Annotated in this window: 15 protein-coding genes; 3 read left to right on the top strand and 12 right to left on the bottom strand. The window is 47.4% G+C overall.

The genetic code is table 11. The features are described from left to right. Positions 1–2: 2 nt before the first annotated feature. The 3 genes from AAHN97_RS13210 to AAHN97_RS13200 form a co-directional block, all read right to left on the bottom strand. Positions 3–572, bottom strand: a complete 570-nt coding sequence (locus tag AAHN97_RS13210; protein ID WP_343308101.1) for an RNA polymerase sigma factor — start codon at positions 570–572, stop codon at positions 3–5. Between the two features lie 96 nt (positions 573–668). Continuing rightward, positions 669–1718 (bottom strand): tetratricopeptide repeat protein, encoded by a 1050-nt coding sequence (locus tag AAHN97_RS13205; RefSeq protein WP_343308100.1) that lies wholly within the window; start codon positions 1716–1718, stop codon positions 669–671. Further along, on the bottom strand, positions 1711–2265 hold the full coding sequence (locus tag AAHN97_RS13200) for a hypothetical protein (RefSeq protein WP_343308099.1): 555 nt from the start codon (positions 2263–2265) through the stop codon (positions 1711–1713). The genes AAHN97_RS13205 and AAHN97_RS13200 overlap by 8 nt, the downstream gene beginning before the upstream one ends. Before the next feature lie 72 nt (positions 2266–2337). On the opposite strand from AAHN97_RS13200, the gene AAHN97_RS13195 reads away from it, so the two are divergent. Beyond that, on the top strand, positions 2338–3099 hold the full coding sequence (locus tag AAHN97_RS13195; protein WP_343308098.1) for a C40 family peptidase: 762 nt from the start codon (positions 2338–2340) through the stop codon (positions 3097–3099). Positions 3100–3158: 59 nt separating this feature from the next. On the opposite strand, the gene AAHN97_RS13190 is transcribed toward AAHN97_RS13195, so the two are convergent. The 5 genes from AAHN97_RS13190 to purE form a co-directional block, all read right to left on the bottom strand. Continuing rightward, positions 3159–3533: a sulfite exporter TauE/SafE family protein gene (locus AAHN97_RS13190; RefSeq protein WP_343308097.1), complete on the bottom strand. Its 375-nt coding sequence runs from the start codon at positions 3531–3533 to the stop codon at positions 3159–3161. Positions 3534–3539: 6 nt separating this feature from the next. Beyond that, a complete protein-coding gene (locus AAHN97_RS13185) occupies positions 3540–4079 on the bottom strand; it encodes an inorganic diphosphatase (protein WP_074239015.1) in 540 nt (179 codons plus the stop codon). A 235-nt stretch (positions 4080–4314) separates the two neighbouring features. Then, complete coding sequence (locus AAHN97_RS13180; protein WP_343308096.1) at positions 4315–4776, bottom strand: hypothetical protein; 462 nt, start codon at positions 4774–4776, stop codon at positions 4315–4317. A gap of 90 nt (positions 4777–4866) precedes the next feature. Then, positions 4867–5829 (bottom strand): PhoH family protein, encoded by a 963-nt coding sequence (locus tag AAHN97_RS13175; RefSeq protein WP_343308095.1) that lies wholly within the window; start codon positions 5827–5829, stop codon positions 4867–4869. Positions 5830–5929: 100 nt separating this feature from the next. Then, positions 5930–6385, bottom strand: coding sequence for a 5-(carboxyamino)imidazole ribonucleotide mutase (gene purE / locus AAHN97_RS13170; protein WP_343308094.1), 456 nt, complete (start codon positions 6383–6385; stop codon positions 5930–5932). Between the two features lie 227 nt (positions 6386–6612). Between purE and AAHN97_RS13165 the strand changes: the two genes are divergently transcribed. After that, positions 6613–9213, top strand: coding sequence for a PAS domain-containing protein (locus AAHN97_RS13165; protein WP_343308093.1), 2601 nt, complete (start codon positions 6613–6615; stop codon positions 9211–9213). A 6-nt stretch (positions 9214–9219) separates the two neighbouring features. Next, positions 9220–9612, top strand: coding sequence for a response regulator (locus tag AAHN97_RS13160; protein ID WP_074239010.1), 393 nt, complete (start codon positions 9220–9222; stop codon positions 9610–9612). Here AAHN97_RS13160 and rpe read toward each other — a convergent pair whose 3' ends face one another. From rpe to AAHN97_RS13140, 4 genes are read right to left on the bottom strand one after another with little or no spacing between them, the layout of a single operon-like run. Continuing rightward, entirely contained in the window at positions 9613–10269 is a 657-nt protein-coding gene (gene rpe, locus AAHN97_RS13155) for a ribulose-phosphate 3-epimerase (RefSeq protein ID WP_343308092.1), read from the bottom strand. It abuts the gene before it with no gap. A gap of 27 nt (positions 10270–10296) precedes the next feature. Next, positions 10297–11112 carry a tetratricopeptide repeat protein gene (locus AAHN97_RS13150; protein WP_343308091.1) on the bottom strand — a complete coding sequence of 272 codons (816 nt, stop codon included), beginning with the start codon at positions 11110–11112 and terminating at the stop codon, positions 10297–10299. 19 nt (positions 11113–11131) lie between these two features. After that, positions 11132–12427 (bottom strand): threonine synthase, encoded by a 1296-nt coding sequence (gene thrC, locus AAHN97_RS13145; RefSeq protein ID WP_343308090.1) that lies wholly within the window; start codon positions 12425–12427, stop codon positions 11132–11134. Between the two features lie 6 nt (positions 12428–12433). Next, positions 12434–13372 (bottom strand): homoserine kinase, encoded by a 939-nt coding sequence (locus tag AAHN97_RS13140; protein WP_343308089.1) that lies wholly within the window; start codon positions 13370–13372, stop codon positions 12434–12436. Positions 13373–13378 lie beyond the last annotated feature (6 nt).

The raw sequence follows: 13378 nt of genomic DNA, 5'->3' as shown, positions 1-13378 counted from the left end.
AGTTAGCGTTTATTTTTACTGTACTTTTCCAATAATAATTTCAGGTTCCTTTTCCCGTTCTGGATATAGCTCTTCACCTGTAACAGGCTATACCCCGTTTGTTCTGTGATCTCCTGGTAAGATTTCTTTTCCAGGTAGAACATCCGCACGCAGGTGCTTTGTTCCTTATTCAGCAGCTCCAGCGCGTGCTCCATGTTTTCCAGCATAATATCCTTCTGTACATATTCTGCCACATCGGGCACTTCTGCAGCGCCGGGCATCTGCAAATAGCCTTCCTTCAATTCCAGGTCTTTATGATGGCGCAACTGCATCAGGCAATGATTCCGCGCCACCTGGTAGATCCAGGCCTTGAAAAAGATCACATCATGTTTATGGATATCGGATAAAACTTTCAGGAAGATCTGCTGCACGCTATCCCGTGCATCTTCTTCGTTTTTAAGGTATTTCATACATAAACCCAGTAAAAGGATGGCATACCGGTCAAACAAAATGCCTATCCAATCACTGTTGCCATCGGTCTTATACCGCTGCAAGAGTTCCTGGTCTGTAAGATGATCGCTGGGTTGATTCACAGTGTAAAGATAGATTTCTCAATCAAAGATGCAGCAGAAAGAAGAATCCATAAAACAGGAGAAAAATTTAATTCCGGTGCCTGGATGTATGCCCCTTTAGTTCAGGTTATTCAATTCCGTTTGTGCCTGTGTTTTTAAAGGGCCTTCCATGCGAACGATCTCCCGCAGGAGCCTGCGGGCTTTGCCGTTCTGGCCTTTGGTACGGTAGCAGAGTGCCAGTTGATATTTGGCGCGTTCGGAGAACTTATAGTTGGTAGAGAGTTTTCTGAATTGATCGATGGCTTCATTTACATTGCCCTGCTGCTGGTACAACATCGCGGCACGGAAAAGGGATTCATCACCGGAGGCAACGGGTTTGGCAGGTTCTTCTTCTTTTTCCTTTTCCTTTTCTTTCGGCGCTGGAGCCGGTGGCGGCGTGGCGGCTACAGTTTTTTCTTCTTTAGGAGGTTCCTTTACTTCTGGTTCTTTGGGCTGTGTGCGTGTGTTCGTATCCGTTGCAGGCGCTTTTTTGATACTGTCTTTCGCCGCCGGCTTTTTAGTAGCGGCAGCTAACAGCGCGGAATCCTTTGCTGTTAGTCTAAGTTTATTGGTAGTAACGCTGTCCTTTGGTTTGGTGCTGTACTGCGTCTGGATAACAGGCGCTTTTGTTTCACTGGCTACTAACTCCACGGTAGGAGCCGGTGTGCTTTGCTCTGGCGGAATAACGGTACCCGCTGTTTTAACAGGAATGGCTGCCAGTGCGGGCCTGTTCTTCAGGTGTTGTTGTAATAAGAAGATGCTTCCTCCACCCAGTGCCAGGAACATGATCACCCAGAAGTAGGACAGGAGGCTTTCCCTGGTACTGTTACCCTGTACCGTACGGCGTGTTTTTAAGGGAGATTGTTGTTCAACCGCCGCATATTCTCTCTGTAAGTAGAGGCTTAGCTGTTTGCTTAAACGTTCGTAAGGCTCCTGGTTTTGTGTGTGCTGCAGGCTTTCAATAGCATCGTGGCAAAGGTCGCAGTCCACCAGGTGTTGCTCTATCAGGTGTTTTTCCCAATCGGTCATATTCCCGTTCAGGTAACGGGGAAGCTGATCCCTGTTGAGACAGCGCACAGGGGTGAAGATCTTGAAGATCCTTTCTTGTCTTGTAGAATCATTATTCATATGCCTGGTCCATCAAATGAGTAGCTAGTTTCTTCTTCACTCCTTTCAAAGTATGGCGAACTTTATCTTTCGAAATATTCTGCTTTTTGGCGATGTCGCTGAATGACTGTTGCTCCAGGTAGAATTGCGTGATCAGTTGAAGATCCTCTGCATTTAGTTTTGTAAGGGCTTTTTCCAGGTGCGTCATTAAAGCTTCCTTGGCAATAGGGTTATTCCCTGCATGTTCTATACGCGTTTCGAGGCGGTATAATGCCTGGTTGGGATAAAAAACAGGCACACTGCTGCCTTTACCGAAATAAGATTGAACCAATGCGTAAACAGATTCGTTTAACTTACCAAAGGCAGATTGAATGCGGGTATATAATTGCCTGGTGAGTTCCGGTAATGCAACCTCTGCTGTTTTTTCACTGGTGAACCTGGGCAGGCTCACTGCTACCAACAGGTGACTATACCGGTCTAATAAAACACCGGCTGCCTCCCGATCCTGGAATTTTTTGATCCGGAGTAGCAATTCTTTGTCAGTTAAGTTATTTAACAGGAGGTGCATAAGCTTATTACTATATTTACGCAGTTTTGTAGTAAAAGTTCATTCACAATTCATATTATTTAAACAATTAACATGCCATTTGCAATCACGATTGTGCCCATTATGCCCCTGCGTGCTGAGCCTTCCCACAGAAGTGAAATGGTTTCACAGGCATTGTTTGGAGAATGTGTTGAAACAGAGCCACTTATCAACGAAGGTTGGATCAAGGTAAGGATGCAGTACGATGGTTATGAGGGCTGGGTAACGGCAGCTCACCTGGAAACCATTACTCTGGAAGAGTTCAATGCCCCCTTTACGCATATTGCCAACCAGTGGGCGGCCCGTTTGTCTGTGAATGACCAGCCGATGTATATTCCTTACGGTTGCATGTTAAAGCTGGATAACCCTGTTTGGGGTAATGTTAAAGTAGTGCCGGAATCCGGTATAGAGATCTATAAGCAGCCCCGTTCTCCTAAAACGGCCTGGAATACTATTGCACATTCTTTCCTCAATACTGGCTACTTATGGGGTGGTAAATCGGTGTTTGGGATAGACTGTTCCGGTTTTACCCAATCTGTGTATAAAATCCTCGGCATACCGCTCCTGCGGGATGCCTACCAGCAGGCTACACAGGGAGAACTGGTGGCCCTGATACAGGAAGCAAAAGGAGGGGACCTGGCTTTTTTTGATAATGAGGCGGGGAAGATCACGCATGTGGGCATCATGCTCAATGATCAGCAGATCATTCATTCTTCCGGAAAGGTGCGGATAGACCCTATTGATCACCAGGGTATTGTAAATGCAGATACAGGGCTGAGAACGCATAACCTGCGGCTGATCCGCCGCTTATTCTGAAAGTAAAAAAGGCTGACCATCACTGGCCAGCCTTTCCTATAAAAACGATAATTACCGGTCTAGTTCTTGTCAAAAAACAGCATCTTCACGGCCACTGCTATCATGAACAGTGCGAAAATGCGTTTGATGAGTGTTTCAGGGATGTTTACGGCCAGTTTCCCGCCTAAGTAACCACCTGCTACAAAACCTATGGCAATAAAAGCTACCAGCTTATAATCCACAAATCCCTGCTTATAATACTGCATCACCGCCAGGATACCAACGGGCAGCATGAGCATGCCCAGTGAAGTGCCCTGTGCCTGGTGCTGGCTGAGGCCAAAAATATACACCAGTGCCGGTACCAGTATGATGCCGCCGCCTATACCCACAATTCCGGAGAACACACCGGCTACAAGGCCGAGTAATAACAGACCGAGGATGAGGGGGTAAGCCATAAGCAGTTATTTTTGCGGGAAGGTTTTATTATATAGTTCAAAGCTTTCGAGGATGATCTGTTCTGCCTTTGCTTTGTTCTGAAATTCTTCCACTTTTACGGTCTTGTTCTCGAGCTTTTTGTATTCTTCAAAGAAATGACGCATTTCGTCGATAAAGTGAGGCGGCAGTTCAGAGATGTCGTTGATATGGTTCACACTCATATCATGGGCTGCAACAGCAATGATCTTATCGTCAGCTTCGCCGCCATCGATCATTTGCATTACACCGATCACTTTCGCGTCCACCATGCATAAAGGCACGCAATCTATCTGGGAAAGGATGAGGATGTCCAGCGGATCATGATCATCGCAGTATGTTTTAGGAATGAACCCGTAGTTGGCAGGGTAGTATACAGAAGAATATAATACACGGTCCAGTTTCAGTAAACCGCTTTCTTTGTCCAGTTCGTATTTGGCACGCGATCCTTTGGGAATTTCAATGATACCTGTTACCACATGAGGTACTTTATCCCCGGGACTAACGCTGTGCCATGGATTTGTTGTCATAATTCAATGCTTCTTTTAAAATTAGTATATCAATTCACGTTTACAGTTCTAATAGGCCCAAAGCAGCTATAAAAGCCGTTCTGCAGCAACCGGTTCTTCATATACGGGACGGTGGAAAAGGCGCTTGTTTGCTATAAAGGCGCAAAATTAAGGAACAAAAGCGGGAATAGTTATAAAAAATGGAAATAATGGGTTTAAAGGGCCGGCAGGAGCGTGGACTAATGCCGGGCCAATATCAGTTAGCTTTAGTAGTATCCGTTGCCGGGGGAGTGGTCATGGAGTTCATGTCCATTGAACCTGGCGCTACATATGTAGGAAGGATGCTTTCAAGTGTCAGGGATATTTTCCATTGACCGTTTTCTTTGACCAGCTGCAGGGTTTCCTGCTGGTTGGCGGAAGAATTGAGGATGGTAACAGTTGCTTTATCCCCATCCTCTTTATGATCAACGATCTTTAACTGCGCATTTTTGATCTTTTCCCGTTCATTCTCGTTGCGTTTGCCGTCAAAAATGGAGTAAAGGAGTATAACCTGTTGTGATTCTTTGGTAGCAAATTCTTTGGCACGTTCGAAGTTTGATTCCTGAAACGCGTGCATAAATTCCATGGCTACCTCCTGTGGTTCAGGACGTTTCTTACAACTGGTAAAAAGCACTCCCAATACACACATCAAAAAAACAATTCGCCTGTAATAGCTCATGTGGTTGATAGGTTAAAGTTATATTTCATTGACAAAAATAACAGGAATCAAATAATTGCGCAACTTACAATAATGACTGTTAAGATACTGTTAATTAGTATCCTCCTTTGCAGCATCATAGGCCTTGATGATGGCTTTCACAAGGCGGTGACGAACAACATCCTCTTCGTCCAGTTCCAGGTATCCGATACCATCTATATTCCTCAATATACGGGTAGCTTTATCCAGGCCGCTTTTCTGATTTTTAGGCAGGTCGATCTGTGTTTTGTCTCCCGTAATGATGGCTTTGGCAGATGCACCTATCCGGGTAAGGAACATTTTCATCTGAAGATCTGTACAGTTCTGTGCTTCATCCAGCAGGATGAAAGCGTTATCCAGCGTACGTCCGCGCATATAGGCAAGCGGGGCAATTTCAATGATCCGGTTGGTCATGAAATAGCTGAGCTTATCTGCCGGGATCATATCGTCCAGTGCATCGTACAGAGGGCGCAGGTATGGATCGATCTTTTCCTTCAGGTCGCCGGGCAGGAAACCCAGGCTTTCGCCGGCTTCCACCGCAGGGCGGGTGAGGATGATCTTCCGTACGGCCTTGTTCTTCAGCGCCCTTACGGCAAGCGCTACTGCTGTATAGGTTTTACCGGTACCGGCGGGCCCAATGGCAAAAACGATATCGTTTTTGTCTGCCAGGCTTACCATCTTCTTCTGATTGGCAGTTTTGGCACGAATGGTCCGGCCATTGGGGCCAAATACTAATACTTCGTTGGGATTGTGGTCTTTGAAGTGATCTATATTGCTGCTTTCTTCATCGCCAAGGATCTGCTCAAAATAATTTTCGCTGAGTTGACCGTTACGTTCGAGGTAGCTAACAATCTGTCCGATCTTTTCCTTGGCCGTGGCCACTTCCTCCGGGGATCCGGAAAGCTTCAGCTGTGTACCGCGGGATAAGATCTTTAACAGGGGGAACTTCTTTTTTAACAAGTCCAGTTTTCCGTTGTTGACCCCGAAAAATTCAATGGGATTTACATTTTCCAGATTAATGATCGATTCTGTCAAGTGCGGTTCGATTTAAGGTGAGTCTGCATTTCGGATCTGAACGTTGTAAACCGGTTACGAAGAGGATGTCAGCTTTCATCCATCCGGGACAATCATTTCACTAGATCCTGTATCCGTTCTGTTTGAACGCTTCTACGCGCTCTGCTATTTTTTTATCACTTAAAGCCAGGATACGGGCTGCCATAATTCCGGCATTCCTTGCTCCGGCCTTGCCTACCGCCAGTGTACCTACGGGCAAACCTGCAGGCATCTGCACAATAGAATATAAAGCGTCTATACCACCAGGTAAACCACCTTCCAGGGGAACACCCAGTACAGGTAAGGAAGTGTAGGCAGAAACCACGCCTGGCAGGGCAGCAGCCATACCAGCAGCAGCAATAATCACACCAACACCCTGAGGTTGTGCGTTAACAACAATTTCACGTACTTTTTCCGGATTACGGTGAGCGGATGCTACCACCAGTTCGCTTTCAATGCCAAAGAACTGTAAATAAGTCTGTGATTCCTGCATTACGGGCTTATCACTCTCGGAGCCCATGATAATTAATACCTTCATCCTGCTAATTCGATTTTTTAACTTGCTTATGATTAAACGTTTAAAACGACTATTTCGTTTTATCGCTTCAAAGATATTTAAAAGTTACACGCAACCCCGAATACGGGTATGAATTTTTTGAAAACACGGAGAATGATACCCTTATCCCATTATAATAGCACTAAATTGTATAATATATTGAGTACATTTGATACTTCGCAACCGCCTATGCCAAATTGAATGCGTACATGAACAATGCCTTGCTGAACCAGGTGGTGGAGGCTTTACCGGATTCCGCCGCAGTGTTTGACACGAACCTGCAGTTACTGGCAATGAATCAAGCCTTTGTCGAGAATAACAAAAAACACCTGGGCATTGAATTGAAAGAGGGTGATAGCCTGCAGATACTCTGCAAAGGCTACCCGGACCTCGCACAGCAGTCCCTGCACAACTGGAAACGCGCCCTCGCCGGCGAACGTTTCAACTTTGTATTGTCTTTCGGGAATCCCGGCCGTCAGTATGAAATACGGTTCAATCCTTTATTTGATGAAGAAAAGCGCGTCATCAGCGTGCTGATGATCACCCGCAACATTCACCAGGAGGCGCAGGCAGAGGAAAGTGAAGGTTTCTTCCGCAGTGTGCTGGAGAACCTGCCGGTAGGCCTGCACGAATTCACCCCGGATGGCTGGCACCGGAACATGAATAATGCGCAGCGCCGGATCCTGGGCGAAGCACACCCTGCCGTTAATAATCAACCTTATAATGTACTGGAAGACCCCTTCAACCGCCGTACCGGGCTTACGGAACTGCTGGAAGAAGTAAGGATCAGGAAAGCACCGGTTAAAAAGGAAATGTTGCTGAAGTATGCGGAACAACATGAAGGCACCGTTACCCGCATTCAACCCCTTTATTACGAAGCCACCGGCTTCCCGGTGATGGACCGCAACGGGGAGATCGCCTACCTGTTCCTCATCCTCAGCGAGATCACAGAGAAAAAACTGGCCGTACTAAGCCTGGAAAAGAGTGAGCGCCTCCTGCATACTATTGTGGAGAACCTGCCGGTAGGATATATCCAGTTTGATCATTACGGTTTCATCCGCCGCGTGAACCAAACGCAACGGAAGTTCTTTTCCCAGACAGGTATTGAAGAACAGCCGGATGGCATTATGATACATGATCCTTTTTCCCGCCTGTTTGAACTGGACCAGCTCTTCCAGCAGGTGCTGCAAAAAGGCAAGGTGATCAGGATGGAGAAAAAGGTGGATATCCCCATCGGGAAAATGCAACGGGAATTCTTCCTGGACCTCACCATGTTCCCCGTGGAAGACCCGGTGGATAAAGACCAGATCGTGGTAGCACTGGTAAATGATATCACGGATAAGAAACGGCAGGAAATAGAGAATAATAAAACGCAGGACTTCCTGATGCAAACCGGGGAGATCGGTAAAATAGGAGGCTGGGAACTGGATATCATCACCAACCGGTTACGCTGGAGTGCGCAGACGTATAAGATCCATGAACTGCCCCCCTATGCGGCTATGACGATTGAAAAGGCCCTGTCCTTTTACACCCCGGAATCCCTGAAGAGGGTGGAGCAGGCCATGGCTGCCTGCCTGGAAAGGGGCAAGGCGTACGACATACAGGTAACGCTGAACACTGCACGTAATAACGTGATCCAGGCAAGGACCATCGGGAAACCGGAATACAGGAATGGCCGCCTCGTCCGTATCTATGGCGTTATCCAGGATGTAACGGAGCAATTCAAGATCAGGGACCAGCTCACCCGTAACACGGAACTGATGCGCCTGTTCTTTGATACCATAGACATGGGATATGCGGTGATGGATAAAGACGGTAAAGTGAATTTCATTAACCGCAAAGCGCAGGAGATCGTAGATCACGGCAAAGTGATAGGCCGTAATATCTTTGAAGTGTTCCCGATGCTGGTAGGTTCTACTTTCCACGCCAGGATGCAGCAGTGTATGAACCAGCAAACACCGGTTTCGTTTTCCAATTACCGGCCTGAGCTGGACAAATGGTATGAGTTTCTGCTGGCACCCATGCAGGATGGCAGCATCTCTATCTTCACCCGGAACATTACCGACAGTAAAAAGATGCAGCGGGAATTGCGGAAAGCCAACGACCAGCTCTCTTCCCTGAATAAATACCTGGTGAACCAGAACAAGCAGCTGGAAGACTTTGCACACATCACCTCCCATAACCTGCGGGCGCCGATCGCTAACCTGAAGGCGCTGATGCAGATCATGAACGAAACAGATGAAGAACAGGAGAAGGAACTGTACCGCGGCATGTTCCAGGAGGTGATCAAAAACATTGATGAAACATTGAATGATCTGATAGAAGTAGTGCAGATCCGTAAAGACCTGAATGTGGAACGGGAACGCCTGGTGTTTTCAGAGCGTTTGCAGAAAGTGAAAGACATCCTTTTTGTAGATATGGAAACCAGTGGTATCCGCCTCACAACAGACTTTGCAGAAGCGCCTGATATTGAATACCCAAAGATCTACCTGGATAGCATCCTGCAGAACCTGCTCACCAATGCCATCAAGTACCGGTCCCATGACCGCACGCCTACCTTACACCTGCGCAGCTGGACGGTGGACAGTGGTGTGATACTCACGGCAGAGGATAATGGAATGGGTATTGACATGGAACGGTATGGTGCGAAACTATTCGGATTCAGGAAAACATTTCATAAGAACAAGGATGCCAAGGGAATAGGCCTGTTTATCACCAAAAGCCAGATAGAGGCGATGGGAGGAAGTATACAGGCCGAAAGCCAACTTGGCGTTGGAACCAAATTTATCATTACCTTCAGCCCCGAATAGAACTCTATGAAGCCGTTACATTCGATCTTTATAGTAGATGATGACCCCATTCATCAGCAGATCACAGAGATCATGCTGGATCGTTTGAGCATCTCTAATGCCGTTACCAAATTTTCTGATGCGCAGGATGTGCTGGAGCATATCCGCGCCCAGTGCAGTAATGCAAGCGAATTGCCAGACGTGATCCTCCTTGACCTCAACATGCCCGTGATGGATGGCTGGGAATTCCTGGAAGCATTTTCACAGGTACGCCCATCCCTGATCAAACAGATCAAGGTGTATGTATTGACATCCTCTATCGATGAAAAGGATAAAGAAAGGGTGAGTAAGTTCACCTTTGTGGAAGGCTATCTCACAAAGCCACTGACCAATGATGTCATCCTTAGTTTAGGAAAGTAATTATTGTTTTAAAGCCAGGATCGTGGCCTGCGGATCGCGGGATGCGAATACCGTATTGCCTGCCACCAGCACGTCTGCGCCTGCATCAATGATGGCTCTGGCATTATCCACCGTTACCCCGCCATCTATTTCTATCAATGCCTTTGAGCCGCTTGCATCTATCAGTTCCCTTAATTTGCGGATCTTTGTATAGGTATGTTCAATAAAATGCTGCCCGCCGAAACCGGGGTTCACACTCATGATCAATATTACATCTGCATCTGTGATGATGTTTTCCAGCAGGTCTACGGAAGTGTGCGGGTTCAGTGCCACGCCGGCTTTCATGCCTAAGCCTTTGATCTGCTGGATGTTCCGGTGCAGGTGATGGCAGGCTTCTATATGTACAGTGAGGATATGCGCACCCGCTTTGGCGAAAGCTTCTGCATACTTCTCCGGTTCTTCTATCATTAAATGCACATCATTTACCTTCCTGGACAGTTTGGTAACCGGTGTTATAACCGGGAAACCAAAGCTGATATTCGGCACAAAACGGCCATCCATTACATCCAGGTGTAACCAGTCTGCTGCACTATTATTAACCATTTCCACTTCCCTGCCTATTTCCAGGAAGTTGGCGGCAAGCAGGGAAGGAGCGATGAGCGGTGTTTTCTTTTCCAAGGGCTGATGATTTTGAGATGTACAAACCTACTTAAAATTGTTGGCTAATGCGGAATCGAGCAGGGCCCTTGCTTCCGGGTAGTCTTTTTTGAAAGACAGTGCCTTGGTAAGGTCATCCACGCCTGCTGGTTTATTACCCAGCATCAGGAAGGCTCTGCCACGGCTGTAAAAGTTAAGGGCAACTGTAGGGTCTGCCTTTGCTGCCAGGTTGTAGTAGCGCCAGGCTTCCTGCCAGTTACGCTGCTTTGCCATCATATTTCCCAGACCAATATAAGCAGGGCTGTATGCCGGATTCAATTCAACTGTTTTCATATACCGCAGCTTTGCCTGCTTTTCATTCCCCATTTGCTCATTACATACTGCCGTGCCGTAAACAGGTTCCGCCTGCGTGGAATCTATTTCCCAGGCCAGTGCATAATAGTTAATGGCTTTATCCGGAGCATGCTGGTCTAACAGGAGATCGCCGGCCATCATCACGGCTTCATATTCACTGTTCTTACCTTTGAGTGCGATCACTTTTGCCAGGTAGGCAAGTGTGGCCGTATCATCTTTTTTATTGAATGCGATCAGGGCTTTAATGTAGTAAGCTTTATCCAGGTGCTGTGTATCCTTTGCAAGGATAATCGCCTGGCTGTCTGCCGCTTCCAGCTGGTTGTTTTCGATCAGTGCATTGGCCAGTGTGTTGCGTAATTCTGCATTCGTTGGGTTTACCTGCAGGTCTGTCCGCATGTTGGCAATAGCGATGGATAGGGAGTCTGTGATCACCGCTGTTTTTTGCTCCTGCCCGGTTGGCTGGCAGGCAGCAAAAATGATCAGCATAGAAAATAAACGTAAAAACTTCATGGCTCAAACATAAGCGATTTTATTGCATTAACCATGCCTTCATCTGCTCATAATCTGCGTCCATTTTTACGGATACTTTTTGTTTATCGAAGAGCTGCATAACGCGCTCGGGCGTGTCTATTTCTTTTTGCAGATCCTCCGGCATGGTGTTCGCAAATTTCACCGGATGAGCTGTTTCCAGGAAGATGCCGGTATGGCCGGGATGCGACTGCATATATTTTTTCAATCCCAGGTAGCCTACCGCCCCGTGAGGGTCCATGAGATACTGGTGTTTGCTGCATACTTCTTCCATCGCCGCAACGGTTTCTTCATCTGTGAAACGATAGGCGGTGAGACTGGCTTTCAGGCCTCTTTCGTTCTGCGCAAATAGTTGCAGGATACGCACAAAGTTACTGGGGTCTGTTACATCCATCGCGTTGGAGATAGTAGGAACAGGTGCCAGTGGTTCGTAAGTACCGCTTTTGAGATAGCGGGGAACGGTATCGTTTACATTTGTGGATGCAATGAAGTGAAGGATAGGCAGGCCCATTGCTGCAGCCATCATGCCCGCACAGATGTTACCGAAGTTTCCGCTGGGAACAGATACAACAGCATCTTTACGCCATTGTTTCACTTTACGGTAAGCCATAAAGTAATAGAACATCTGGGGTAGCCAGCGTGCTACATTGATAGAGTTGGCGGAAGTCAGCTGCCGGCGTGCCTGCAGTTCCTGGTCCAGGAAAGCGGTTTTTACCATCCGCTGGCAATCATCGAAGGAGCCATTGATCTCTAAGGCACTGATATTGCCGCCGAGTGTGGTGAGTTGTTTTTCCTGCAGTTCACTTACTTTGCCGGAAGGGTAGAGGATCACCACCTGAACACCGGGAACATTATAGAATCCGTTGGCTACCGCACCGCCGGTATCACCTGAAGTAGCTACCAATACGGTAACAGGTTTATCATCTCCGCGGCGGAAATAACCCAGGCAACCCGCCATGAACTTAGCGCCCACATCTTTAAAGGCCAGCGTAGGGCCATGGAACAACTCCAGTGCATATACGTTTTCTTCCACTTCCCTTAAAGGGAATGGGAAGGTGACGGTATCGCGGATGATCTGTTTTAAATAATTATCGGGGATATCCTCGCCCACAAAAGGCTGGATCACCTTGCGTGCAATATAGAGCGGATCATATTCTTCCAGCCGCTCTATGAAATCTTTTTCCAGTTTAGGTATCTCCGCAGGGAAATACAATCCTTTGTCAGGAGCAAGTCCCTGTATAACTGCTTCCCGGAATGAAACACGGTGCTGGTGATTCTGTAAACTATAGTATTGCATAATATTTTAAATTACTCTTACGCCGGAAGTGCTGATCCGGGAAACATAAATTTTGTAATCCACACCCAGGGGGGCGTAGATCTTTTCCATCATATCCGCTACGGAACGGGCATTACTTTCTCCTTTGCTCAGCATGAACACCGAAGGGCCGCTGCCGGAAATACCACCGCCTAATGCGCCGGCTTCTTTACAGCGGATCTTCAGGTCATGGAATGCAGGGATGAGGATGGAGCGGATAGGCTCAACAATCACATCTTCAAGCGAGCGGCTGATCAGGTTATAATCTTCCTGGTAAAGGCCTGCTACTAATGCGCCTACATTACCCCATTGGCGGATCGCATCTTTTAAGAGGATCTTTTGTTTGAGGATCTCCCGTGCATCTGATGTTTTTACTTCTATCTGCGGATGAATAACGGTAACCCAGAGATCATCCGGTGTATGCAGGCGCACGATATCCAGGGGCTGGTAACTCCTTACCAGTGTAAAGCCGCCGATGATGGCAGGTGCCACATTATCCGCATGCGGAGTGCCGGAGGCCAGCCGTTCGCCTTCCATGGCAAAGCGCACCAGGGCTTCCGGGGAGAAGTGATCATTCAGTAATTTATTGGCGCCCACTACGGCTCCTGCAGCGCTGGCTGCGCTGGAGCCTATGCCGCTACCGGGTTGTATATTTTTTTTGATGCTTACTTCAATACCCAGGTCAGGCTGGCCGTATTCCTGCAACATCGCTATCAAAGCCACGCCGGCTACGTTCTGCGTTGCTTCCAACGGAAGTTTTGCGCCTTCAATAGCGGTGATCTTTACGCCGGGCGTAGCGCTGATCCGCAGTTCCATTTCATCACCCGGGGCGTCCAGTGCGAGACCTATTACATCAAAACCGCAGGCCACATTGGCTACTGTGGCCGGAGAAAATACCTTAACGGATTGTAAATTTTGCTTGCTCATAAAATA

This window comes from Chitinophaga niabensis (genome assembly GCF_039545795.1).
Classification (GTDB): domain Bacteria; phylum Bacteroidota; class Bacteroidia; order Chitinophagales; family Chitinophagaceae; genus Chitinophaga; species Chitinophaga niabensis_B.
Note: the sequence above shows the minus strand (reverse complement) of the source record. Positions and strands in the feature narration are given on the sequence as shown.